This window comes from Stenotrophomonas sp. Sm2128 (assembly GCF_030985535.1).
Taxonomy (GTDB): Bacteria; Pseudomonadota; Gammaproteobacteria; order Xanthomonadales; family Xanthomonadaceae; genus Stenotrophomonas; species Stenotrophomonas maltophilia.
The window spans coordinates 1-20,901 of sequence record NZ_JAPTFQ010000081.1 but is presented as its reverse complement, the minus strand read 5'-3'; the positions used below and the strand labels follow the sequence as shown (position 1 = coordinate 20,901).

The window sequence follows — 20,901 nt, the reverse complement described above, 5'->3', positions numbered from 1 at the left end:
CCCCCCCCCCCCCCCCGCCACTACCGATGATGGGCTGGCCTGCACCGGTATAATCAGGGCCTCTTCACTGCTGTGGCCGCCCCCCCTTGAACGAAACGCCCGAACCCGTCGTCTCCGAGCTGATCGACCTGCTCACGCTGGAGCGGCTGGAGGACAACCTGTTCCGCGGGCAGAGCCGCGACATCGGCACCAAGTACGTGTTCGGCGGGCAGGTGCTGGGCCAGGCGCTGGCCGCAGCGCAGGCCACGGTCGACAATGGCCGCCACGTGCACTCGCTGCACGCCTATTTCCTGCGCGCTGGCAACATCGACCACCCGATCGTCTACGACGTGGACCGCACCCGCGATGGCGGCAGCTTCTCGGTGCGCCGGGTCACCGCGATCCAGCACGGCAAGGTGATCTTCTTCTGCGCGGCCTCGTTCCAGCAGGCCGAGACCGGCGCCGAACACCAGCACAAGATGCCCGAAGTGCCACAGCCGGAAGACATCGAGCCGAATCGTCCGCTGCCGGCGGAAGTGCTCGAACGCCTGCCGATCAAGGTGCAGCGCTGGCTGTCGCGCGGTGGCCCGTTCGAGTTCCGCCACGTGTACCCGCGCGACGAACTGAACCCACCCAAGCGCCCGCCCTACCACCAGGTGTGGCTGCGCCTGAGCGAACCGGTGGGCGATGCGCCGGAGCTGCACCAGGCGCTGCTGGCCTACGCCTCCGACTTCCACCTGCTGGGCACGGCGACCTTCCCGCACGGTATCAGCTACTACCACCCGCACGTGCAGATGGCCTCGCTCGACCACGCGATCTGGTTCCACCGCCCGTTCCGCGCCGACGACTGGCTGCTGTATTCGCTGGACAGCCCCAGCGCGCAGGATTCGCGCGGCCTGGCCCGCGGCCAGTTCTTCACCCGCAATGGCGTGCTGGTGGCCAGCACCGCGCAGGAAGGCCTGATCCGCGTCGTTCCCGACCAGGCCGCGGCCGCTGCCGTGCCAGCCAAGGAGTAACCCCATGCGCCAGATCTTCAGCAGCCAGCGCGTGGAAACCGTCGAAGGCGTGGCCGAGCTCCTGCGCGAGCATGGCATCGACGTCAAGGTGACCAACGGGCGCTCGTACAAGACCCGCCGCCGCGGTCAGTTCAGCTATACCGACCTGGGCAACGCCAACGCCTATCCGGCGGTGTGGATCGTACGCGCCGACGACCAGCCGCGCGCGCGTGAAATCCTGCGCGAGGCGCGCCTGCTCGACACCACCCGTCGCGACCACCCGACCGCCGAGTTCGCCTTCCGCGACGCGCCGGAACCGGGCAGTGGCGGCCGCAGCTGGGCCTGGCGCATCCGCATCGCCCTGCTGGTGGTGATCGCCGGCGTGGCGTTGGTGATCGGCCTGCGCCATCGTGGTGCCCCGGCACCGGTCGCACCGGCCCCTGCCCCGCAGGCCCAGCCGCAGCGGGCACAGCCGGCACCGCAGGCCGCGCCGGAAGAGGAAGAAGTGCGGGTCCGCATCCAGCCCTCAAAATGACGCACGGGTAGTGCCGGCCGCTGGCCGGCAGCCGCAAAAAAGGGGACGGAGGGGATCAAGTCGTTTGTGCCTCAAACGACTTGATCCCCTCCGTCCCCTTTTTTGTCATGAGGATGCCGGCCAGCGGCCGGCACTACCGCACAGAAAGTCGGTCACATTGGGCGCGCGGCTCCGTCATGGGACACAATCCCAGCAGGAGAGCCGCCGCCATGACGACGTTCGCCGCATCGATCGACCAGACCCTGGAACGCGAACTGCCGGCCGCCGCCAGCGGTTGCCAGCACGCCTATGGCCGCATCGTGCTGGCCTGCCAGAACACGGTCACCGCCATCGCGCTGGCCATCACCCGCGACCGCCAAGCCAGCGAGGACATCGCCCAGGAAGCCTTCGTCAAGGGCTGGCAGCAGCTGCACCAGCTACGCAGTTCGACCAGCTTCCTGCCCTGGCTTCGGCAGATCACCCGCAACCTGGCCCGCGATTGGCTGCGTGCACAACGTGGCCGGCCGCTGACCGGCGAGGCCGCCGAGGTGGCGATGGGCATGGCCGCCGACCCTTCACCGGGCGCGGCCGACCGCCTGCAGCGGGTGGAAGAAGAGATCGCCGCCGAGGACATCATTTCCGCGTTGCCGGCCGACAGCCGCGAAGTCCTGCTGCTGTACTACCGCGAAGGGCAGCGCTCGCAACAGGTCGCCGACCTGCTCGGGCTCAGCGATGCGGCCGTGCGCAAGCGCCTGTCACGTGCACGTGCCCTGGTGCGCGACGGCCTGCTGCAGCGCTTCGGTGAGTTCGCGCGCAGCAGCGCACCCAGTGCCGCGTTCGCTACGGCGGTGGTTTCGATGGTACTGGTGGCCGCGCCCGGCACGGCCAGCGCAGCGATCCTGCTCGGCACCGGTGTCGGTGTGGGCGGCAGCAAGCTGGGCCTGGGCGGCGTCAGTGCCGCAGGCGGGGCAGCCATGGGTTCACTGACGGCCGCCGCCAGCCAGCTGCACCTGATTCCCGCCAGCGACTGGGCCACCGTTGCCGGGGGCGTCGTCGGCGGCATCATCGGCAGCTACCTGGGCGGCCGCTTCCTGCTGCGCTTCGCAGACACCCAGCAGGAACGAACAGCAGTGCGGCGCTTCGTGCACCTCAATACGTTCACCGCGATGGTCGTCTGCACCAGCCTGCTGATCTCGCTGATGCTGCAGGTGCCAATCTGGCTGCAACTTGCGATTCTCGTCATCGGCCTAGGTACGGTGAACTACCAGTGCCTGGTGCCGCTGCAGCGCGTGATGGCACCCATGATCGCGCGCGATTCAGCGCGGCGCGGCCGCAGCGGAACCAACTGGAAATACGAATCCGTGTACGGGCGCACCGGCATCATCGGGGCGAACGTATTCGTGATCGGCCTGGTGGTATATGCGCTGATGCGCAACGGAAACGTGTAACGGACAACGCCGGCAGCCTGCCGGCGTTGTCGTCATTCACTGCGTTGACCCTCAGCGCTGCGGCTTCGGCGCAGCGCCATCACGCGGACCGCCATGGCGCGGGCCACCGTGCATCGGGCCCTTGGCGGCGTCGAACTCGGCCTTGCTCAGCTGGCCGTCCTTGTTGGTGTCGGCGGCAGCGAACCAGGCATCACGATGCTGCTTCATGCGCAGCTCGCGGTCGGCCTTGTCCAGGTAGCCGTCCTTGTTCAGATCAAGCTGGTCGAAGCGCGCGGCCAAGCGCGGATCGGCCTTGGCTTCCTCGCGGCTGATGCGGCCGTCCTTGTTGACGTCCAGCTTGGCCCAGCGCTCACCGCCGTGGCCACGTCGCCCATGCTGCCAGCGCGGCAGCTCATCGCGCGAGAGCTTGCCGTCCTTGTTCTTGTCCAGCTCGTCGAACTTCGCGGCCAGGCGCGGGTTGGCGGCGGCCTCGCTGCGGTCGATGACGCCGTCGCCGTTGGTGTCCAGCCTGGCCGGGCGCGGCGCGGGCGTGGTCGGGGTGTCGGCGGCCAGCGCGATACCGGAAGCGGAGGTGCCCAGCAGCAGGGCCAGCAGCAGGGGGGTACGGATCATGAGGTCACTCCTGGGGATGGGAACAGCGTCGGGGTGATCACTTCACCCTCGGGGGACAACAACGCCCGGGCGCGACGTCGGTTGACGCTACTGCCGATTCCATTCATCCGCCGGACAGTCGCCGCCACTGCGACAACCTGGGGCTATGCTGTGCCCATGGCGATACATGGCGACAGAGACGACGAACTGCGACTTTTCCAGACCGGCGAGCACCCCTGCGGGTACTGGTCGGACCGGGTGGCACGCGACCTGGTGCTGGACCCGAACGACCGCCGCCTCGGTGCGCTCTATCCGCTGGCACTGAGCTGGGGCTTCCGCCGCAGCGGCGACCTGGTCTACCGGCCGCATTGCGCGCACTGCCAGGCCTGCGTGGCGGTGCGCATCCCGGTGGCGCGCTTCGCTCCGGACCGCAGCCAGCGCCGCTGCGCCGCCCGCAATGCCGACCTGGAGGTGCGGATCACCGCCGCCACCGCCCGCGACGACCTGTTCGCGCTGTATCACCGCTACCTCACCCACCGCCACGCCAACGGCGGCATGGACGACCATGGACCGCACGAGTTCGAGCAGTTCCTGATCGGCAGCTGGTCGCACACCCGCTTCATGGAAATGCGCCTGCCCGGCCACGACGGCCAGCCCAGCCAGCTGCTGGGGGTGGCGGTGACCGACGTCACCGAGCACGGGCTGTCGGCGGTCTACACTTTCTTCGACCCGGACCATGCCGCGCGCGGGCTGGGCACCTTCGCGATCCTGCAACAGATCGAATGGGCGCGCCGCGAGGGGCTGCCGCACGTGTATCTGGGCTACTGGATCCGCGGCCACCAGAAGATGGACTACAAGCGTCGCTTCCGTCCGCTGGAAGCCTACGATGGCCGCCGCTGGCACGATTTCGACAATGATCTGGACGGGCGCTGACAAACCGCTGACACCGGGCCGGGTGCACAATACGGCCCATGAACATGACCCGCCGCCATCCCCTGATCCTCGCCCTGGCCCTGCTCTGCGGCGCCACCGCCCCTGCCTTCGCCACGTCCCCCGCGATGACCGAAAAGCCATCCGCTGCGCTGCGCCTGGCCACCTACAACACCTCGCTGTACTCCGATGACGCCGGCGGCCTGATCAAGGAGCTGGAAGGCGACAGCGAGCACGCGCGCAAGATCGCCGCGGTGCTGCAGCAGGTGCGCCCGGACCTGGTGCTGCTGAATGAGTTCGACTTCGACGACGCCCATCGCGCCGCCGACCTGTTCCAGAAGCGCTACCTGGAAGTGGCCCAGCCTGGCGGCGGCAAGCCGCTGCACTTCGCCTACCGCTACCTGGCACCGGTCAACACCGGCGTGCCCAGCGGGCTGGACCTGGACAACAACGGCGTGGTCGGTGGCGAAGGCCGCAGCCGCGGCAACGATGCATGGGGCTACGGCCTGCACCCGGGCCAGTACGGCATGCTGGTGTTGTCGCGCTACCCGATCGATGAAGCCAAGGTGCGCAGCTTCCAGCTGCTGAAGTGGAGCGCGATGCCCGGTGCGATCCGCCCGGTCGATCCGCGTACCGGCCAGAGCTTCTACAACGACCACGTGTGGTCGCAGCTGCGCCTGTCGTCGAAGTCGCATTGGGACGTGCCGGTGAAGACCCCGGCCGGCGTGGTGCATGCGCTGGTCTCGCACCCAACCCCGCCGGTGTTCGACGGTCCGGAGAAGCGCAACGCGGCGCGCAACCACGACGAACTGCGCCTGTGGCAGGAATACCTGTCCAAGGGTGACAAGCCGTGGCTGTGCGACGACAAGGGCCAGTGCGGCGGCCTGGCGCAGGACGCGCGCTTCGTGATCCTCGGCGATCTGAACAACGACCCGGTCGATGGCGATGGCCGCCATGAGGCGATCGTTGAGCTGATCGAGAACGCCCGCGTATTGCGCTACCCGACCCCGCGCAGCGTCGGCGGCGAGCAGACCAGCCTGGCCTATGCGGCCAAGGGCATCGAGCGCAAGGGCGCACCGTTCCACGCCACCGGCGACTTCGGCCCGAAGTCCGGCACCATGCGCCTGGACTACGTGCTGCCCTCGACCGGTTTCGAATACGTGGGCAGCGGTATCTTCTGGCCGGCCAATGAAAGCCCGGAAGCGAAGATCGCCGACGGCAGCGACCACCACCTGGTGTGGGTGGACGTGCGGTAGAGCAGCGTACCGACCAACGGTCGGTACCCACCGGGTTTCGGTAGGCGACGACCGTTGGTCGTCGCTCCTTTTTCAGGGGCGCAGTTCGATGCCGATGGCGTCGGCGGCATCACGCGCGATGGCGCGTGCTTCGTCGATGGTTTCCGCGCGCGCCAGGGTCACGCCCACGCGGCGGTGGCCATGCACGCTCGGCTTGCCGAACAGGCGCACGGCGGTGTCCGGCACCTGCAGCGCGGCGGCGACATTGTTGAAGTACGGCACGCCCTCGCCGTGGGCCAGCAGCGCGCACGATGCCGACGGGCCGCTCTGGCGGATCACCGGAATCGGCAGGCCAAGGATGGCGCGCGCATGCAGCGCGAATTCGCTCAGTTCCTGCGATACCAGCGTCACCAGGCCGGTGTCGTGCGGGCGCGGCGACACTTCGCTGAACCACACCTCATCACCCTTCACGAACAGCTCGACACCGAACAGGCCCCAGCCGCCAAGGTCGTCGGTGATCGCGCGCGAAATCTCTTCGGCACGCGCCAGCGCGGCGCTCGACATCGGCTGCGGCTGCCAGCTTTCGCGGTAATCACCCTCCTTCTGCAGATGGCCGATCGGCGCGCAGAACGAGGTGCCACCGCCATGGCGCACGGTCAGCAGGGTGATCTCGTAATCGAAATCGATGAAGCCTTCGACGATGCAGCGGCCGGCACCGGCACGGCCACCGGTCTGCGCGTACTCCCACGCCGGGGCGATGTCCGCCTCGCTGCGCAGGGTGCTCTGGCCCTTGCCCGAGGACGACATCACCGGCTTGACCACGCACGGCAGGCCGATGGCGGCCACGGCAGCACGGTATTCGGCCTCGGTATCGACGAAGCGGTACGGCGAGGTCGGCAGGCCCAGGGTCTCGGCGGCGAGGCGGCGGATGCCTTCGCGGTCCATGGTCAGGCGCGCAGCGCGCGCGGTCGGGATCACCCGCAGGCCCTGTTCCTGTTCCAGCTGGACCAGGGTTTCGGTGTGGATGGCCTCGATCTCCGGCACCACCAGGTGCGGCTGCTCCTGGGCGATCAGCGCACGCAGGGCCATCGCGTCGAGCATGTCGATCACGTGCGAACGGTGCGCGACCTGCATGGCCGGCGCATCGGCATAGCGATCGGCGGCGATCACCTCCACGCCCAGCCGCTGCAGCTCGATGGCCACCTCCTTGCCGAGTTCGCCCGAGCCCAGCAGCAGCACGCGGGTGGCGGAGGGGGACAACGGAGTTCCAAGCTTGGCCATGGCGGTTCCAGCAGCGATGTGAAGGCGGGTGGGCATTCTAGCTGGCCGACCGCCCCGGCCACGGCATCCGACGAACGGCAGTCGACAAGTGATATCACTTTGATATCTTATCTACGAACCCTCAAGGACGTACCGCCATGAAAGAGAAGTCGCTGTCTTCCCTCAACGGCCTCGGCACGCTGGCCGGCGCCCTGCTCGTCGCCCTCGCTGGCGCCGCCCTGTTCGTACTGGGTGTGGCAGCCAAGGCCAGCGCCGGCTCGCCCAATCTGCTGCTGATGCTGCTGGGCGCCCTGCTGGCGGCGCTGGGCGTGTTCATCCTGGCCGGCCTGTACACCATCCAGCCCAACCAGGCGGCGGTGCTGAGCCTGTTCGGCAAGTACGTGGGCACGGTCAAGGACAACGGCCTGCGCTGGAACAACCCCTTCTATGCCAAGCGCCGGGTCAGCCAGCGCGTGCGCAACTTCGAGAGCGGCAAGCTGAAGGTCAACGAGCTGGACGGCAGCCCGATCGAGATCGCTGCGGTGATCGTCTGGCAGGTGGTCGATGCCTCCGAGGCGGTCTACAACGTGGACGACTACGAGAGCTTCGTGCACATCCAGTCCGAATCCGCGCTGCGCGCGATGGCCACCAGCTATCCCTACGACCAGCACGAGGATGGCCAGCTGGCCCTGCGCAGCCACGCCAGCGAGATTTCCCAGCACCTGAAGAACGAGCTGGCCGAGCGTCTGGCCGACGCCGGCGTGCAGGTGATCGACGCACGCATCAGCCACCTGGCCTACGCCGCTGAAATTGCCCAGGCCATGCTGCAGCGTCAGCAGGCCAACGCGGTGATCGCCGCTCGCACGCGCATCGTGGCCGGTGCAGTCGGCATGGTCGAAATGGCCCTGGCCGAACTGCAGAAGAATGGCGTGGTTGAACTGGACGAGGAACGCAAGGCGCACATGGTCAGCAACCTGCTGACCGTGCTGTGCTCGGATCGCGGCACCCAGCCGATCGTCAATGCCGGTTCGCTTTACTGAGCCATCCTCGCAACGGGGCGCCCCACCGCCCCGCCAGGAGTTTTCATGAGTGAGAAGAAAGCCTATCCGCTGCGCATCAATGCCGAGGTCCTGGCCGCGGCACAGCGCTGGGCTGACGACGAGCTGCGCAGCCTCAACGCGCAGATCGAATACGTACTGCGCGACGCCCTGCGCAAGGCAGGACGCCTGCCGAAACCCACGCCATCGCCGGAGGACAAGGAATGAGCAAGCGCTGGAGCTACCAGACCATCGAGGTCAAGACGTCCATGATGGGTGTACTCAAGCCCGAGGACGTGCAGGCCGAACTCAGCCGCCAGGGCCAACTGGGCTGGGAACTGGTCAACATCATCATCCCGGCGCCGATGCGCCCGGCGATGCTGGTGTTCAAGAAGGAGGCCTGAACCATGGGCGGCAGCGACCCGAAACCCTTTGACGTGGCCGAGAGCTCGCCGCTGCGCGTGCTCTGGATCGTGCTGCCGCTGCTGGCTGCCTTCGTGGCCTGCCTGTATGCACAGCTGTACAAGGCACCGGCGAGCGCACCCTGGATCGAAGTAACGCTGTCGCCGCCCTGGTTCCGGATGGGCGGCAGTGCGGCATGGAGCCTGCTGGTGATTGCCCTGCTGGGCATTGGACTGGGCACGGCCTTCTTCCGCCGCCGGGTGGAACTGGCCGGCGATGTTCTGGACGTGCGTTCAACGATGTACCGGCGGCGGGTGCCGGTGGCGCAGTTGCGGCTGGACCAGGCCGAGGTGGTCGACCTGCAGCGTGACCGCCGCTACGGCATCCGTGTCAAAACCAATGGCTATTCAATGCCGGGCTTCTACTCGGGCCACTTTCGCCTGCAGGGAGGCGGCAAGGGCTTCGCCCTGGTCACCGACCGTGCGCGGGTGCTCGCCCTGCCGGTCAGTGATGGCAGCACGCTGCTGCTCAGTGTGGACCGGCCGCAGGCGCTGCTCGATGCGCTGCGCAAGGTGGCCGTGCCTGAACCTGGCGGCAGACGCCGCGCCACCACGGCAGTAAGCTGAGGCGATGCAACGACGCGCCCCCCTGCTGATCAATACCGAGGCCATCGAGCTGTGGCCCGCCCACCTGTTGCGCGCACGCAGCAACCTGGATGCACGCCTGCTGTCGCAGGCGCAGTGGGTGCTGCGGCGCAAGCGTGATGGCCGCTATCTGGCGGTGGTACTGGCGCAGGGTGTGCACGCCATGGTGCCGCGCCTGCCGCGCGAACCCGGGGTCGAGGAAGCATTGGCACTGCTGGATGCCGCGGCTGCACGACCCTTCGGCGCCGGACTGGAAGATCAGTGGCTGCCGCTGGCCGGGTTGCAGCAGCGCCTGCAGCAGCTTGGCCTGGATGCACAGCGCTATGCCGACGACAGCGGCCTGCCGCTGGAATCCGAGCCGTGCCTGCTGCACTTCGCCGGTCGCGACCGCTTTGCACGCCCATTGTGGCTGCGCCGTGGCGCCGCGCGGGGCTGGCGACGGATGCGACTGCACGCGGCACAGGATGGAATTGCGCTGGATGCCATCTCCGGCTTCCGCAGCCATGCCTACCAGCTGGGCATCTTCGAACGGAAGCTGGCGCGCGGCTTGAGCGTGGCAGAGATCCTGAAGGTGAATGCTGCACCGGGTTTCAGCGAACACCACAGCGGCCACGCGCTGGACATCGGCACACCGGGCGACGCCCCGGCCGAAGAGTCGTTCGAAGCCACCAACGCGTTCGCGTGGCTGCAGGCGCATGCCGGCGGGCACGGCTTCCATCTGAGTTACCCGCGCGACAACCCGCACGGCATCGTCTACGAACCGTGGCACTGGTGCTGGAGACCGGCCAACGGCTGAGCCCCTCGTGGCGAAAGCCTGGAGCGGTCAGCGCATGGCCGCGGGATGGAACAAGAGAGCAAAGACAAAAGCGGGTCGCTTCGCTCGAAGCTTCTATAAGGGATCAGCGCGCGGCTGTTGGGTCCGCCTTCAAGCGAGCCGAGCACCGCAGGTCCGGCGAGGGCGAAGAGGTGCGGGTGTCTGAGCGCAGCGAGTTCCCGCACCGCCCCTCGACGGGCCGAGGAGCGCAGGGGACCGGTGCGCAGCGCCGGCTCGCGGCCGGCGGCGCGTTTCTTTTGGTTACTTTTCTTTTCGCGCGAAAAGAAAAGTAACGCCCATGAACCATCACGATCGCATCGGCATGGATCGGAGCGACAGCCCTGCGACCGTCACCGCCTCAACGCATTGATCGCCAGCAACACCCACCCGGCCATCATGCTGGTGCCCCCGATCGGCGCCATCCGCGTCGGCCACTGCCACAACGCACCACCCACCAGGCTGCCGGAAAACAGCAACACGCCCAGCAGCAGCACGTACAGCGCCAGGTGCGCGGTCGCCCCCTGCGCACGCGGGCCAAGCGCCACCAGCACCGCGCCATGCGCGAACGCATACAGTGCCGCCATGTTCAGGTGCTGCTGTGAAAGCGGGTCAGCCACACCGTGCGATGCGTAGGCGGACAGGCCGATCGAGGCCGCCGCCAGCAGCGCACCAAGGCAGGCCAGCAGGGAAGGCTTACGTGCGCGACGTTCCAGGTTGAACATGGGGGCTCCTTGCACAGCGCCCTTTCCGGGCGCCAGATGAAAAAAAACGCGCCGCAATGAGCGGCGCGTTTTCGTGTCCAACACTACATGGGTCAGCCGAGGCTTACTTGACGGCCCAGTAAATGTCGTAGGTACCTTCCGGGGTGAACGACTTGTCGATGCCATCCTTCCAGGTTTCGTACGGACGGTCGATCACTTCGTTGCCGGAGGTCACAGCCCAGGCGCGCAGGCCGTTGCGGGCAACGTCCAGACCCGCCATGTGGCCGGTGTAGGCCGCATGTGCCGAGCGGTGCGGAGCCACGTGCACGTACTTCACCGGAGCGCCACCGTCTATCTTGACGGTCAGGGCCTCAGCGGTGGCACCTTCAGCACCCTTCTTCTTCACCGGCTGGGCGATGTCGAAGGCGTACTTCTCCTGGCCGAAGTCGGTGGTGATGATGCGGAACGGACCGGCGGCTTCAAGGCCATTGGCCTCCATCACGCGCTTGATCCACTCCTGGTTGTCCTTGATGGACTTGGTGATCGTGTCCTGACCGCGGTCCACGTTACCGGCGTTGACGACCAGCAGATCCTCAGCCGGCACATCGACGATGGCCAGATCGGTCAGCGGGGCTTCCGGCGTGCGGTAGTCGACGTTCGGGACGGTAGCCAGCATGTTGGCCATGCGCGACAGGCCCATCTTGATGTCGTCGCCGATCTGACGGCTGACATACAGGCCTGCATAACGGCCGAACAGGTCGAAGCCGTACTTCACCGAGTAGTCCTGGGTGATCTTCACGTTGCGGCCACCCTTGCCGGTCGGCTCCAGGGTGAAGGTGGTGACCTTGTCGTGACCCTTGGTGGCGTCTTCGATGGCGATCGCAACGCGCTTGTTCTCTTCGGCGTCGGTGATCTTCCAGGAGCCGGTGCCCAGGTCCTTGGAGGTGAAGTCCAGGGTGGCACCCTTGCCGGAGGCCGGGCCGGACAGCTTCAGTTCAACGGCGGGATCGCGCAGTACCAGCGGGTTCCAGTCCTTGAAGCGGCGCAGGCTGCTGACCGTGTCGTACACGATCGTCATCTTGCGGTTGGTCTCGATGCTTTCGGTGATGTGACGCTCGCCCGGCAGACATACGCCAATGATGACGAACAGGCCAGCCACGATCCCCAAGGCGATCAGGAACTCGATAATACGGGTCATTCAGAGAGTCTCCGGGGCCGATCCCACGGCCGGGTTGATTGAAGCGAAGCGCCAATCCTAGCAGGCTTCGCGGGCATTGTTTATCGGGATTGGCGCACCGGTTTCCCTGCCGGCTGCGTATTTGTATGGACAAAGAATTCGAAGGGTAACGCATACCGCTACCCGGCAAGTAGGGGGGCACCTTGACCGGAACCCCCTGCCACCACCCAAGTCTTTGTACCGAAACGATTTTCCTCAGACCAGCTGGAGTTCGAACGCCTTCAGTACCGCGCGCGTACGGTCGCGCACACCCAGCTTGGAGAGGATGTTGGACACGTGGTTCTTGATGGTGCCCTCGGCCACGCCCAGCGAGTTGGCGATCTCCTTGTTGGAGAAGCCGCTGGCCATCAGCCGCAGGATCTCGGTCTCGCGGTCGGTCAGCGGATCCGGGCGGTCCAGGCTGACGAACTCGTTGCGCATGTGCTCCAGGCCCGACAACAGGCGCTGGGTCACCGCCGGCTGTACCAGCGAACCACCCTCGGCCACGGTCCGGATGGCACCGACCAGCTGTGCCAGGGTCACATCCTTGAGCAGGTAACCCTTGGCACCGGCCTTGAGGCCAGCCAGCACCAGCTGATCGTCATCGAAGGTGGTGAGGATGATGGTCGGCGGCAGCTGTTCCTGCCGCGACAGCACCTGCAGCGCTTCCAGTCCGGACATCACCGGCATGCGCATGTCCATCAGGACCACGTCGGGACGCACCTGCGGGATCAGCTCGACCGCCTGCCGGCCATCGCCGGCCTCGGCCACCACCTCGATGCCATCGTCGAGCGCCAGCAGGGAGCGGATTCCCTGCCGCACCAGGGTTTGGTCATCGACCAGGCAGACGCGAATCATCAACGTACTCCTTCAGGAACCTTGGTAAGGGCGGCCACCAGCACCGTTGCCGGCACCGTTGCCCGCAGGCGGAAGCCTTCACCGGGACGGGTCTCGATCTGCAGCTGGCCACCACATTGTTGCAGGCGCTCGCGCATGCCGCGCAAGCCATTGCCCACATTGACCATGTCCGCGCCGACACCGTCGTCGCGGGCCTCCACCACCACCCGGTCCGGGGCTTCACGGTACACCTTGATCCACAGGTGGCGCGCACCGGCGTGGCGCACGGCGTTGGTGATGATCTCCTGCGTGCAGCGCAGCAGGACGTGGGCCCGCTGGGGGTCCTCCACGTTCAGCGGATCCTCGATCTCCAGCTGGATGTCCAGCGAGGGCACGTTCTCGGTCAGCGGGCGCAGCGCCGCGGCCAGGTCGATCGCGCCGGTCTCGCGCAGCTGGCTGACCACCTCGCGCACGTTGCCCAGCAGCAGTTTGGCCAAGGTATGGGAGCGCTTCACGTGCTCCAGCGCCTGCCCTTCGGCCAGGTGCCCGGCCACTTCCAGGTTCAGGGTCAGCGCGGTCAGCTGGTGGCCCAGCAGGTCATGCAGCTCGCGCGAGATGCGGGTGCGCTCATTGACGCGGGCACTCTCGGCAAGCAAGGCGCGGGTGGCACGCAACTCTGAATTGAGCCGGCGCTGTTCGTCGCGCGCCTCGGTCTGCTGCCGGGCAACCAGGCTGGTCACGAAGATGAACATGGAAAAGCCGCCGTACAGCAGCGACTGCATCACCGCTTCGAACAACGGGAAGCGCAGCAGCAAGTAGTAGACCGGGGCCACCGCCAGTTGGCTGACCAGCAGCCACAGCACGCCCAGCCGCACCGACAGCATCCACGGGATGACCCCGGCGGCCACCATCATCAGGATGCTGCCCAGGCCCGAGCCGCTGAGGAAGCTGACGCCCAGCGCCGAAATCGTCAGCAGCAGCAGCAGGCTGCGGTCCAGCCAGCTGGTGGGGCTGTCGCTGCGCAGGATGCGGGTCAGCCAGTAATAGGAGGTGCCGAAGGACAGGTAGGCGACGAACAGCAGGACCGCCCAGCCGCCCATGTCACCGCGGCTGTGCAGGTTCTCGAACTGCGAGTACGCCAGGGGCAGACCGACCATGACCCAGGTGAACAGGCCGGCCAGGCGAAGGACGCGGGTATGGCTGAGGACTCCCAACATGCCAGCACTCTACGGGCCCGGCCTGCACACCGCACCCCACGGAAGTCATGCCTGCCCGGTCGCCTGTTCATGCCGCAGCCCACCCCGGGCATGCAATAATCGTGCGCAGGGTCCCTTGATGGACCAACCGCGTTACCCCACGGAGTCACAATGTCGATTGTCATCCGCGACGTGCGCGAGCACGAGCTCGATTCCGTCCTGGCTTTGAACAACAACGCTGGCCTGGCCATCCTTCCCCTGGATGCGGCCCGCCTGCGCCTGTTCTATGAAACCGCTGAGTATTTCCGCGTCGCCGAGCGCGACGGCAACCTGGCCGGCTTCCTGATCGGCTTCGGCAGCGACAGCCAGCACGACAGCAGCAACTTCGCCTGGTTCAAGCAGCAGCTGGACACCCCCTTCTTCTACATCGACCGCATCGTGGTCGCCAGCCGCCGCCGCGGCGGTGGCGTCGGCCGTGCGTTCTATGCCGACGCGCAGAGCTTTGCCGAGCTGCGCTACCCGCAGATGACCTGCGAAGTCTTCCTCGACCACGGCGCCGATGCCGCCCTGCTCTTCCACGGCAGCTTCGGCTTCCGCGAGCTGGGCCAGAACACCATGGCCCAGGTCGATGTGCGTGCCAGCATGCTGGCCAAGGAACTGTGCAGCTACCCGTGGGTCCAGGAGACCTACGGCGGCAAGCTGCCGGATGTGGCATGGACACGCGCCCGGCAGCTGCCGGCGCAGGCACAGCGGCCGACGGGGACCTGAGCGTGGCGGTGAATTTCGATTACGAACAGGCCGGTGAACTGAAGATCGGCCAGGTGGGCATCGCCAACCTTCGCATCCGTACCCTTGATGTCGAACGCCTCGTGCAGGAAATGCGCGAGCGCGTGACCCGTGCGCCGAAGCTGTTCGGCCGCGCGGCGGTGATCCTCGATTTCGGCGGCCTGAGCCAGGTTCCGGACGTGGCCACCGCACAGGCGCTGGTCGATGGCCTGCGCAGCGCCGGCGTGCTGCCGGTGGCGCTGGCCTATGGCACCAGCGCGGTCGACCTGCTCTCGCAGCAGCTCGGCCTGCCGCTGCTGGCCAAGTTCCGCGCCCAGTACGAACGTGCCGAGGCCGAAGCGGCCCCGCCGCCGCCCGCACCGGAACCGCGCCGCGCCGCGCGTGCCGAACCGAAGCCAGCCCCGGCCGCACCGGTAGCCAAGATCGCCGATGCAGCCGCGCCGCAGCCGGGCCGCATGCAGCTGGGCAACGTGCGTTCAGGCCAGCAGCTGTACGCGGAGAACTGCGACCTGACCGTGATGGCCACCGTCGGCGCCGGCGCCGAGGTCATCGCCGATGGCAGCATCCATATCTACGGCACCCTGCGCGGCCGCGCGCTGGCAGGGGCCCAGGGCAACACCGCGGCACGCATCTTCTGCCGTGATTTCCATGCGGAACTGGTGGCCATTGCAGGCCACTACAAGGTACTGGACGATGTTCCGGACAACCTGCGCGGCAAGGCCGTGCAGGTGTGGCTGGAACAGGACCAGATCAAGATCGCTGCGCTGGACTGACGCAGCCCCAAACTAATGCAGAACCAGGAGAAGTCCTTTGGCTGAAATCATCGTAGTCACCTCCGGCAAGGGCGGCGTGGGCAAGACCACTTCCAGCGCGAGCCTGGCCTGTGGCCTGGCGCGGCGCGGCAAGAAGGTGGCGGTGATCGACTTCGACGTCGGCCTGCGCAACCTCGACCTGATCATGGGGTGCGAACGCCGCGTGGTGTACGACTTCGTCAACGTCGTGCATGGCGAAGCCACCCTCAAGCAGGCCCTGATCAAGGACAAGCGCTTCGACAACCTGTATGTGTTGGCCGCCTCGCAGACCCGCGACAAGGACGCACTGACCCAGGAAGGCGTGGGCAAGGTCCTGAAGGACCTGGCCGCCGATGGCTTCGATTACATCATCTGCGACTCGCCGGCCGGCATCGAGAAGGGAGCATTCCTGGCGATGTACTTCGCCGACCGCGCCGTGGTGGTGGTGAACCCGGAAGTGTCCTCGGTGCGTGACTCCGACCGCATCATCGGCCTGCTGGACTCGAAGACCCACAAGGCCGAATCCGGCCAGAACGTGCCTGCCTTCCTGCTGCTGACCCGCTACACCCCGCTGCGCGTGGAAACCGGCGAGATGCTCAGCATCGCCGACGTCGAGGAAGTGCTGGGGCTGAAGGCCATCGGCGTGATCCCCGAATCGGGCGATGTGCTCAATGCCTCCAACAAGGGCGAACCGGTGATCCTGGATGTCGAATCCGCTGCCGGCCAGGCGTATGACGACGCCGTCGCGCGCATCCTCGGCGAAGATCGCCCGATGCGCTTCACCAGCGTCGAGAAGAAGGGCTTCTTCAGCAAGCTGTTCGGAGGGTAAGCATGGGCCTGTTCGATTTCCTCAAAGCGAAGAAGACCACCGCCGAAACCGCAAAGAACCGCCTGCAGATCATCATCGCGCAGGAACGCAGCCACCGCGGTGGCCCGGACTACCTGCCGCTGCTGCAGCGCGAGCTGCTGGAAGTGATCAAGAAGTACGTGAACATCGACGTCGATGCGGTGAAGGTCGACCTGGTGAAGGATGGCCAGCACGATGTGCTGGACATCTCCGTGGCGCTGCCTGAAGGCCCGGACAAACCCTGATGCCCCGCCCCGCCCGTGCCTGCATGGGCGGGGCCGCGTGACCTGCATGACCGATACGACAACCGCCGTGGACATCACCTGCGTGGGCGACATCGCCTTCGCCGACGCGCAGTGCCTGCTCGCCGCGCATGGCCTTCGCCTGCACCACGTGGCCGCAGGCGAACCGATTCCCGGCAGCTACTGGGGCGAGCCCGAGGCGGGCATCATCGCCAGCAATGTCTATGTGCGCGATGACACCCCGGTGCATTCGATGCTGCATGAAGCCTGCCACCTGATCGTATTGCCGCCGGAGCGGCGCGCGCAGGTGCACACCGACGCCACCGATTCGGTCGCCGAGGAAGATGCCACCTGCTACCTGCAGATCGTGCTGGCCGGGCATCTGCCTGGTGTTGGCAGTGCGCGGTTGATGGCCGACATGGATGCCTGGGGGTACACCTATCGGCTGGGGTCGACACAGGCGTGGTTCGAGCAGGACGCCGAAGACGCGAAGGCGTGGTTGATCGAACGCGGGTTGCCGGTGGCGTAAAGCCGCGGGCGTGGTTGGCCACGGGCGCGTGGCGACGCGTCGGACCTTGCGGCGCCCCTCTTTTCACTCTGCGCGGTTCGAGCAGGACGCCGAAGACGCGAAGGCGTGGCTGGTCGAACGCGGGTTGCCGGTGGCGTAAAGCCGCGGGCGCGGTTGGCCACGGGCGCGTGGCGACGCGTCGGACCTTGCGGCGCCCCTCTTTTCACTCGGCGCGGTTCGAGCAGGACGCCGAAGACGCGAAGGCGTGGCGGATCGAACGCGGGTTGCCGGTGGCGTAACGCATCGGTAGTGCCGGCCAGCGCGCGCAGGGTGATGCCGACGATGTAGGCCAGGTATGTGCCGGTGGCATAGCCCATCGTGCCCAGCAGCACCCCCACCGGCGCCAGTGCCGGATGGAACGCCGCGGCCACCACCGGCGCCGAGGCCGGTCCACCGATGTTCGACTGCGAACCGATGGCGAAATAGAAGAACGGCACCTTCAGCAGCTTGCCCAGGCACCACAGCAGCACGATGTGCACGGCAATCCAGATCAGGCCGAGCAGGAACAGCCACGGGCGATCCAGCAGCGCCAGCAGATCCATCTGCATGCCGATGCAGGCAATCAGGAAGTACAGCAGCAGCGAGCCCAGGCGCGATGCGCCCGCGCCTTCCAGCGTGCGCGCACGGGTGAAGCTCAGGCTCAGGCCCAGCGTGGTCGACAGCACCACCACCCACACGAACGGCGCGTCCAGGCTGAACTGCGAGGCCCAGCTGACGTTGGCCTTGAACCAGGCTGCCAGCGGCGCGCCGATGGCGTGCGAGAGGCCCACGCCGCCGAAGGCCACCGCCACGATCAGCATCAGGTCGGTGAGGCTGGGAATGCGCTCATGTTCGGCCTGGAAGCGCGCGATGCGCTCCTTCAGTTCATCGATGGCCGAGGTATCGGCGCCACTGCGCGCGTCGATCTTCGCTGCCCGCCCCGCCAGGAAGATCAGTGCCGCCATCCACACGTAGCCGACACCGACATCGACCACCGCGAACTGGCCGAACGTGGTCGCATTGACGTCGAATACTTCGCGCATTGCCAGCATGTTGGCACCGCCACCGATCCAGCTGCCTGCCAATGCGGCCATGCCGGCCCAGGTGTCACCGGCCACGGTTTCCGGATGCAGCGCGCGCATCGCCAGGAACGCCACCACCGCACCGAGCATGATGCTGGCCGAGGCGCCCAGGTACATCAGCACCAGCTTCGGGCCCAGCCGCAGGATCCCCTTGATGTCCACCGCCAGGGTCAGCAGGATCAACGCTGCCGGCAGCAGGATGTCGCGTGCGATCGGGTTGTAGAGCTTGGTGTTCTGGCCATCGATCAGGCCGACAGTGTTGTAGATGCCGGGAATCAGGTAGCACAGCAGCAGCGCCGGCACGAACGTGTAGAAGCGCTTCCACAGGCCCTGCTCGCGCGAAGCGGTCCAGAACACGGCGCCAAGGGTGGCGGCGATCAAGCCGAAGACGACGATGTCGTTCTGGATCATGCAGGTGCTCTGGGTAGAGCCGGGCGCTGGCCGGCTGCTGTTGGCGGCGGATCATGAGGGTGTGCCGACCAACGGTCGGCCCCCACCGGTAAAGCAGATGGCGAAACAAAAGCGCCGCCCCGAAGGGCGGCGCTGCAGTCATCAGTTGCCGATGTGCTGCTTCAGCCAGGCATTGACGGTGTCGTGCCACAGGATGCTGTTGTTCGGCTTCAGCACCCAGTGGTTTTCATCCGGGAAGTACAGGAACTTCGATTCGATGCCCTGGCGCTGGGCAGCGGTGAACGCGGCCAGGCCCTGCTCGACCGGAATGCGGAAGTCCTGCTGGCCGTGGATGACCAGGATCGGCTTCTTCCAGTCCGCCACGTGGTTGACCGGGTTGAACTTTTCGTAGTTCGCGGCCTCCTGGTACGGCGTGCCGCCCTGCTCCCACTCGGTGAACCACAGTTCTTCGGTGGCGTAGCCCATCATGCGCTGGTCGAACACGCCATCGTGGTTGACCAGGCACTTGAACGGGCTGTTCCAGTTGCCGGCGATCCAGTTGACCATGAAGCCGCCGTAGCTGGCGCCCAGCGCACAGGCCTTGTCACCGTTGAGGAAGGAATACTTCTTCAGCGCCGCGTCCCAGCCCTTCTGCAGGTCTTCCAGCGGGCGGTCGCCCCAGTGCTGGCTGATCGCATCGGTGAAGGCCTGGCCGTAGCCGGTGGAACCGTGGAAGTCGATCATCACCACGGCGTAGCCCTGGCCCGCGTAGGTCTGCGGATTCCAACGGTAGCTCCAGCCATTGCCGAAGCTGCCCTGCGGGCCACCGTGGATCAGGAACGCGACCGGGTAGGACTTGCCTTCCTGGTAGTTGTGCGGCTTGACCACATAGCCATGCACGGTGTCGTTGTTCCAGCCCTTGAACTCGAACTGCTCGTAGTCGCCGAAACTGACGTCCTTGAGCACCTCACCGGCGGCCGGGGTCAGCGCGCGCAGTTCGCCGATCGGCTGGCCGGCAGCCGGCAGCAGGCCGACCAGCACCTGGTCGTTGCTCTTCAGGCTGTTGCGGGTGATCGCCACGCTGTTGCCGGCCACATCCACCGAGGTCACGCTGCCGTCGCCGATCAGCTTGGTGGCCTTGCCGCTGGCCACGTCGATCTGGAACAGCGGGTGTTCGCCAAGGTCATCGGCCGTGGTGTAGATGCTGGCACCATCGGCAGACAGGGTGATGCCGCCCGCCGAGCGATCCCACTGCGGCGCGATTTCGCGGGTCTTGCCGCTGGCCAGGTCCATCGCCATCAGGCCGAAGCGGTCGGCCTCGAAGCCCGGGCGCTTCATCGCACGGTAGAACAGCGTCTTGCCGTCCGCGCTGAACACCGGGCCGGCATCCCAGGCCGGGTTGGAGACGGTCAGGTTGACTGGCGCCTGCTTGCCGGCGGCGTCGAAGCGGTACAGGTCGAAGTTGGTCGACCACGGCTCCTGCTTGCCGGCTACGCGGATGCTGGCCACCACGCTGGCGCCGTCCGGCGACCACGCGAAGTCATCATTGCCGCCGAACGGCTTGGACGGCGCATCACCATCGATGGTCGCGCTCAGCGCCGACGCGCCCTTGACCGCACCGGCCTTGGCCGTCGGCAGCGGAGCGACGAACAGGGTGTTGCGGCGACCGTCGTTCCAGGTGTCCCAGTGGCGCACGAACAGCGAATCCCACACCTGGCCGCTGGCCTTGGCGTCCTTCTTTTCCTTCAGCTTCTTCTCGGTGCAGGCCAGGTCCGAGGCACAGTCCTGGAACACGCCGGCGCTGAACAGCACGCGGTCATCCTGGGGCGACACGTGGTAGCTGTCCACGTCGACCGGGAAGTCGGTCAGCTGGCGCGGAGCACCGCCGCTGATCGGCTGCGCGTACAGCTGCTGGCTGCCGTTCCTGGCACTGAGGAAATACACGGTCTGGCCATCGGCCGACAGCGAAGCGGAATTGACGTTCCAGCCGGCCGGGGTGATCTGCTTCGGCGGCGCCGCATCGCGGGTACGCAGGTTGCGCGCGAACAGCGCGGTGGAGGCCTTCAGGTTGGCATCGACGCTGCGCTTGGCGAACACCACGGTGCCACCGTCAGCGGTCAGCACCGGCGCGGAGACGCGGTCCATGGCCACCATGTCGCGGACTTCCAGGCCACGGGCAGCGGCGACGCTGGGCAGGGCGGCCAGCAGGCTCAGTGGCAGCAGGGCATGACGCAGTTTCATCGGGGTCTCCGCAGGACGGCAAAAAACCGATGGTAGGCCCGTGCGGCCGGGGCTGCCAAGGCCATCGGTCATGGCTGCAGGCAGGCAATCGCCAGAAACAGCAAACCGCGCCGTAGCGCGGTCTGCGGTAGTGCCGGCCGCTGGCCGGCAACCAGGGGTATCACGGGATTCCGGGA

Annotated in this window: 22 protein-coding genes and 1 pseudogene; 15 read left to right on the top strand and 8 right to left on the bottom strand. The window is 66.9% G+C overall.

What is annotated here, in order from left to right; genetic code table 11:
• Positions 1 to 86 precede the first annotated feature (86 nt).
• The 3 genes from tesB to O0K41_RS18760 all read left to right on the top strand — a co-directional run bounded on the left by tesB (position 87) and on the right by O0K41_RS18760 (position 2,936).
• Positions 87 to 995, top strand: coding sequence for an acyl-CoA thioesterase II (gene tesB, locus O0K41_RS18770; protein ID WP_108270268.1), 909 nt, complete (start codon positions 87 to 89; stop codon positions 993 to 995).
• Between the two features lie 4 nt (positions 996 to 999).
• Positions 1,000 to 1,509, top strand: a complete 510-nt coding sequence (locus O0K41_RS18765; RefSeq protein ID WP_033833354.1) for a pathogenicity-like protein — start codon at positions 1,000 to 1,002, stop codon at positions 1,507 to 1,509.
• Between the two features lie 209 nt (positions 1,510 to 1,718).
• Positions 1,719 to 2,936 (top strand): sigma-70 family RNA polymerase sigma factor, encoded by a 1,218-nt coding sequence (locus O0K41_RS18760; protein WP_012479447.1) that lies wholly within the window; start codon positions 1,719 to 1,721, stop codon positions 2,934 to 2,936.
• Between the two features lie 51 nt (positions 2,937 to 2,987).
• Here the strand turns inward: O0K41_RS18760 and O0K41_RS18755 are convergent, their stop codons facing one another.
• Positions 2,988 to 3,548, bottom strand: coding sequence for an EF-hand domain-containing protein (locus tag O0K41_RS18755; protein ID WP_005412620.1), 561 nt, complete (start codon positions 3,546 to 3,548; stop codon positions 2,988 to 2,990).
• A 156-nt stretch (positions 3,549 to 3,704) separates the two neighbouring features.
• Here O0K41_RS18755 and O0K41_RS18750 point away from each other — a divergent pair, with 156 nt between their 5' ends.
• Together O0K41_RS18750 and O0K41_RS18745 are read left to right on the top strand one after the other, a co-directional pair.
• Entirely contained in the window at positions 3,705 to 4,460 is a 756-nt protein-coding gene (locus tag O0K41_RS18750; RefSeq protein WP_108270271.1) for an arginyltransferase, read from the top strand.
• 38 nt (positions 4,461 to 4,498) lie between these two features.
• The gene (locus tag O0K41_RS18745; protein WP_005412618.1) at positions 4,499 to 5,713 is read left to right on the top strand and encodes an endonuclease/exonuclease/phosphatase family protein; all 1,215 of its coding nucleotides are present in this window, start codon (positions 4,499 to 4,501) and stop codon (positions 5,711 to 5,713) included.
• Positions 5,714 to 5,785: 72 nt separating this feature from the next.
• Here the strand turns inward: O0K41_RS18745 and purT are convergent, their stop codons facing one another.
• Complete coding sequence (gene purT, locus O0K41_RS18740) at positions 5,786 to 6,973, bottom strand: formate-dependent phosphoribosylglycinamide formyltransferase (RefSeq protein WP_049448402.1); 1,188 nt, start codon at positions 6,971 to 6,973, stop codon at positions 5,786 to 5,788.
• Positions 6,974 to 7,110: 137 nt separating this feature from the next.
• Between purT and O0K41_RS18735 the strand changes: the two genes are divergently transcribed.
• The 5 genes from O0K41_RS18735 to O0K41_RS18715 are packed head-to-tail and all read left to right on the top strand — an operon-like array spanning position 7,111 to position 9,831.
• Entirely contained in the window at positions 7,111 to 7,992 is an 882-nt protein-coding gene (locus O0K41_RS18735; protein ID WP_149500805.1) for an SPFH domain-containing protein, read from the top strand.
• A gap of 45 nt (positions 7,993 to 8,037) precedes the next feature.
• Positions 8,038 to 8,217, top strand: a complete 180-nt coding sequence (locus tag O0K41_RS18730; RefSeq protein WP_005408543.1) for a hypothetical protein — start codon at positions 8,038 to 8,040, stop codon at positions 8,215 to 8,217.
• Complete coding sequence (locus tag O0K41_RS18725) at positions 8,214 to 8,393, top strand: DUF4177 domain-containing protein (RefSeq protein WP_005408542.1); 180 nt, start codon at positions 8,214 to 8,216, stop codon at positions 8,391 to 8,393. Before O0K41_RS18730 ends, O0K41_RS18725 begins: the two co-directional genes overlap by 4 nt.
• A 3-nt stretch (positions 8,394 to 8,396) precedes the next feature.
• Positions 8,397 to 9,017, top strand: coding sequence for a PH domain-containing protein (locus tag O0K41_RS18720; protein WP_088436925.1), 621 nt, complete (start codon positions 8,397 to 8,399; stop codon positions 9,015 to 9,017).
• Positions 9,018 to 9,021: 4 nt separating this feature from the next.
• The gene (locus O0K41_RS18715; protein WP_088436924.1) at positions 9,022 to 9,831 is read left to right on the top strand and encodes a M15 family metallopeptidase; all 810 of its coding nucleotides are present in this window, start codon (positions 9,022 to 9,024) and stop codon (positions 9,829 to 9,831) included.
• A gap of 368 nt (positions 9,832 to 10,199) precedes the next feature.
• Here the strand turns inward: O0K41_RS18715 and O0K41_RS18710 are convergent, their stop codons facing one another.
• From O0K41_RS18710 to O0K41_RS18695, 4 genes are all read right to left on the bottom strand, one after another.
• A complete protein-coding gene (locus O0K41_RS18710) occupies positions 10,200 to 10,571 on the bottom strand; it encodes a DUF423 domain-containing protein (RefSeq protein WP_033833348.1) in 372 nt (123 codons plus the stop codon).
• Between the two features lie 103 nt (positions 10,572 to 10,674).
• Positions 10,675 to 11,748 (bottom strand): SRPBCC family protein, encoded by a 1,074-nt coding sequence (locus O0K41_RS18705; RefSeq protein ID WP_005408538.1) that lies wholly within the window; start codon positions 11,746 to 11,748, stop codon positions 10,675 to 10,677.
• 234 nt (positions 11,749 to 11,982) lie between these two features.
• Positions 11,983 to 12,624 carry a response regulator transcription factor gene (locus tag O0K41_RS18700; RefSeq protein WP_005408537.1) on the bottom strand — a complete coding sequence of 214 codons (642 nt, stop codon included), beginning with the start codon at positions 12,622 to 12,624 and terminating at the stop codon, positions 11,983 to 11,985.
• Positions 12,624 to 13,820, bottom strand: a complete 1,197-nt coding sequence (locus tag O0K41_RS18695; protein WP_088436923.1) for a sensor histidine kinase — start codon at positions 13,818 to 13,820, stop codon at positions 12,624 to 12,626. Before O0K41_RS18695 ends, O0K41_RS18700 begins: the two co-directional genes overlap by 1 nt.
• Before the next feature lie 150 nt (positions 13,821 to 13,970).
• Here O0K41_RS18695 and O0K41_RS18690 point away from each other — a divergent pair, with 150 nt between their 5' ends.
• Genes O0K41_RS18690 through O0K41_RS18670 form a run of 5 tightly spaced genes read left to right on the top strand, consistent with a single transcriptional unit; the run spans position 13,971 to position 16,994 of the window.
• A complete protein-coding gene (locus O0K41_RS18690) occupies positions 13,971 to 14,567 on the top strand; it encodes a GNAT family N-acetyltransferase (protein WP_005408535.1) in 597 nt (198 codons plus the stop codon).
• A complete protein-coding gene (minC, locus tag O0K41_RS18685) occupies positions 14,513 to 15,358 on the top strand; it encodes a septum site-determining protein MinC (RefSeq protein WP_043034132.1) in 846 nt (281 codons plus the stop codon). The genes O0K41_RS18690 and minC overlap by 55 nt, the downstream gene beginning before the upstream one ends.
• Before the next feature lie 37 nt (positions 15,359 to 15,395).
• Positions 15,396 to 16,205, top strand: a complete 810-nt coding sequence (gene minD / locus O0K41_RS18680) for a septum site-determining protein MinD (protein ID WP_005408533.1) — start codon at positions 15,396 to 15,398, stop codon at positions 16,203 to 16,205.
• Positions 16,206 to 16,207: 2 nt separating this feature from the next.
• On the top strand, positions 16,208 to 16,468 hold the full coding sequence (gene minE, locus O0K41_RS18675; RefSeq protein WP_005408532.1) for a cell division topological specificity factor MinE: 261 nt from the start codon (positions 16,208 to 16,210) through the stop codon (positions 16,466 to 16,468).
• A 46-nt stretch (positions 16,469 to 16,514) separates the two neighbouring features.
• The gene (locus tag O0K41_RS18670; RefSeq protein ID WP_043034133.1) at positions 16,515 to 16,994 is read left to right on the top strand and encodes a hypothetical protein; all 480 of its coding nucleotides are present in this window, start codon (positions 16,515 to 16,517) and stop codon (positions 16,992 to 16,994) included.
• 290 nt (positions 16,995 to 17,284) lie between these two features.
• Here the strand turns inward: O0K41_RS18670 and O0K41_RS18665 are convergent.
• Positions 17,285 to 18,505: pseudogene (locus O0K41_RS18665) on the bottom strand (DUF819 family protein); the annotation flags it as partial.
• A gap of 141 nt (positions 18,506 to 18,646) precedes the next feature.
• The gene (locus O0K41_RS18660; RefSeq protein WP_164255487.1) at positions 18,647 to 20,725 is read right to left on the bottom strand and encodes a S9 family peptidase; all 2,079 of its coding nucleotides are present in this window, start codon (positions 20,723 to 20,725) and stop codon (positions 18,647 to 18,649) included.
• Positions 20,726 to 20,901: the final 176 nt, after the last annotated feature.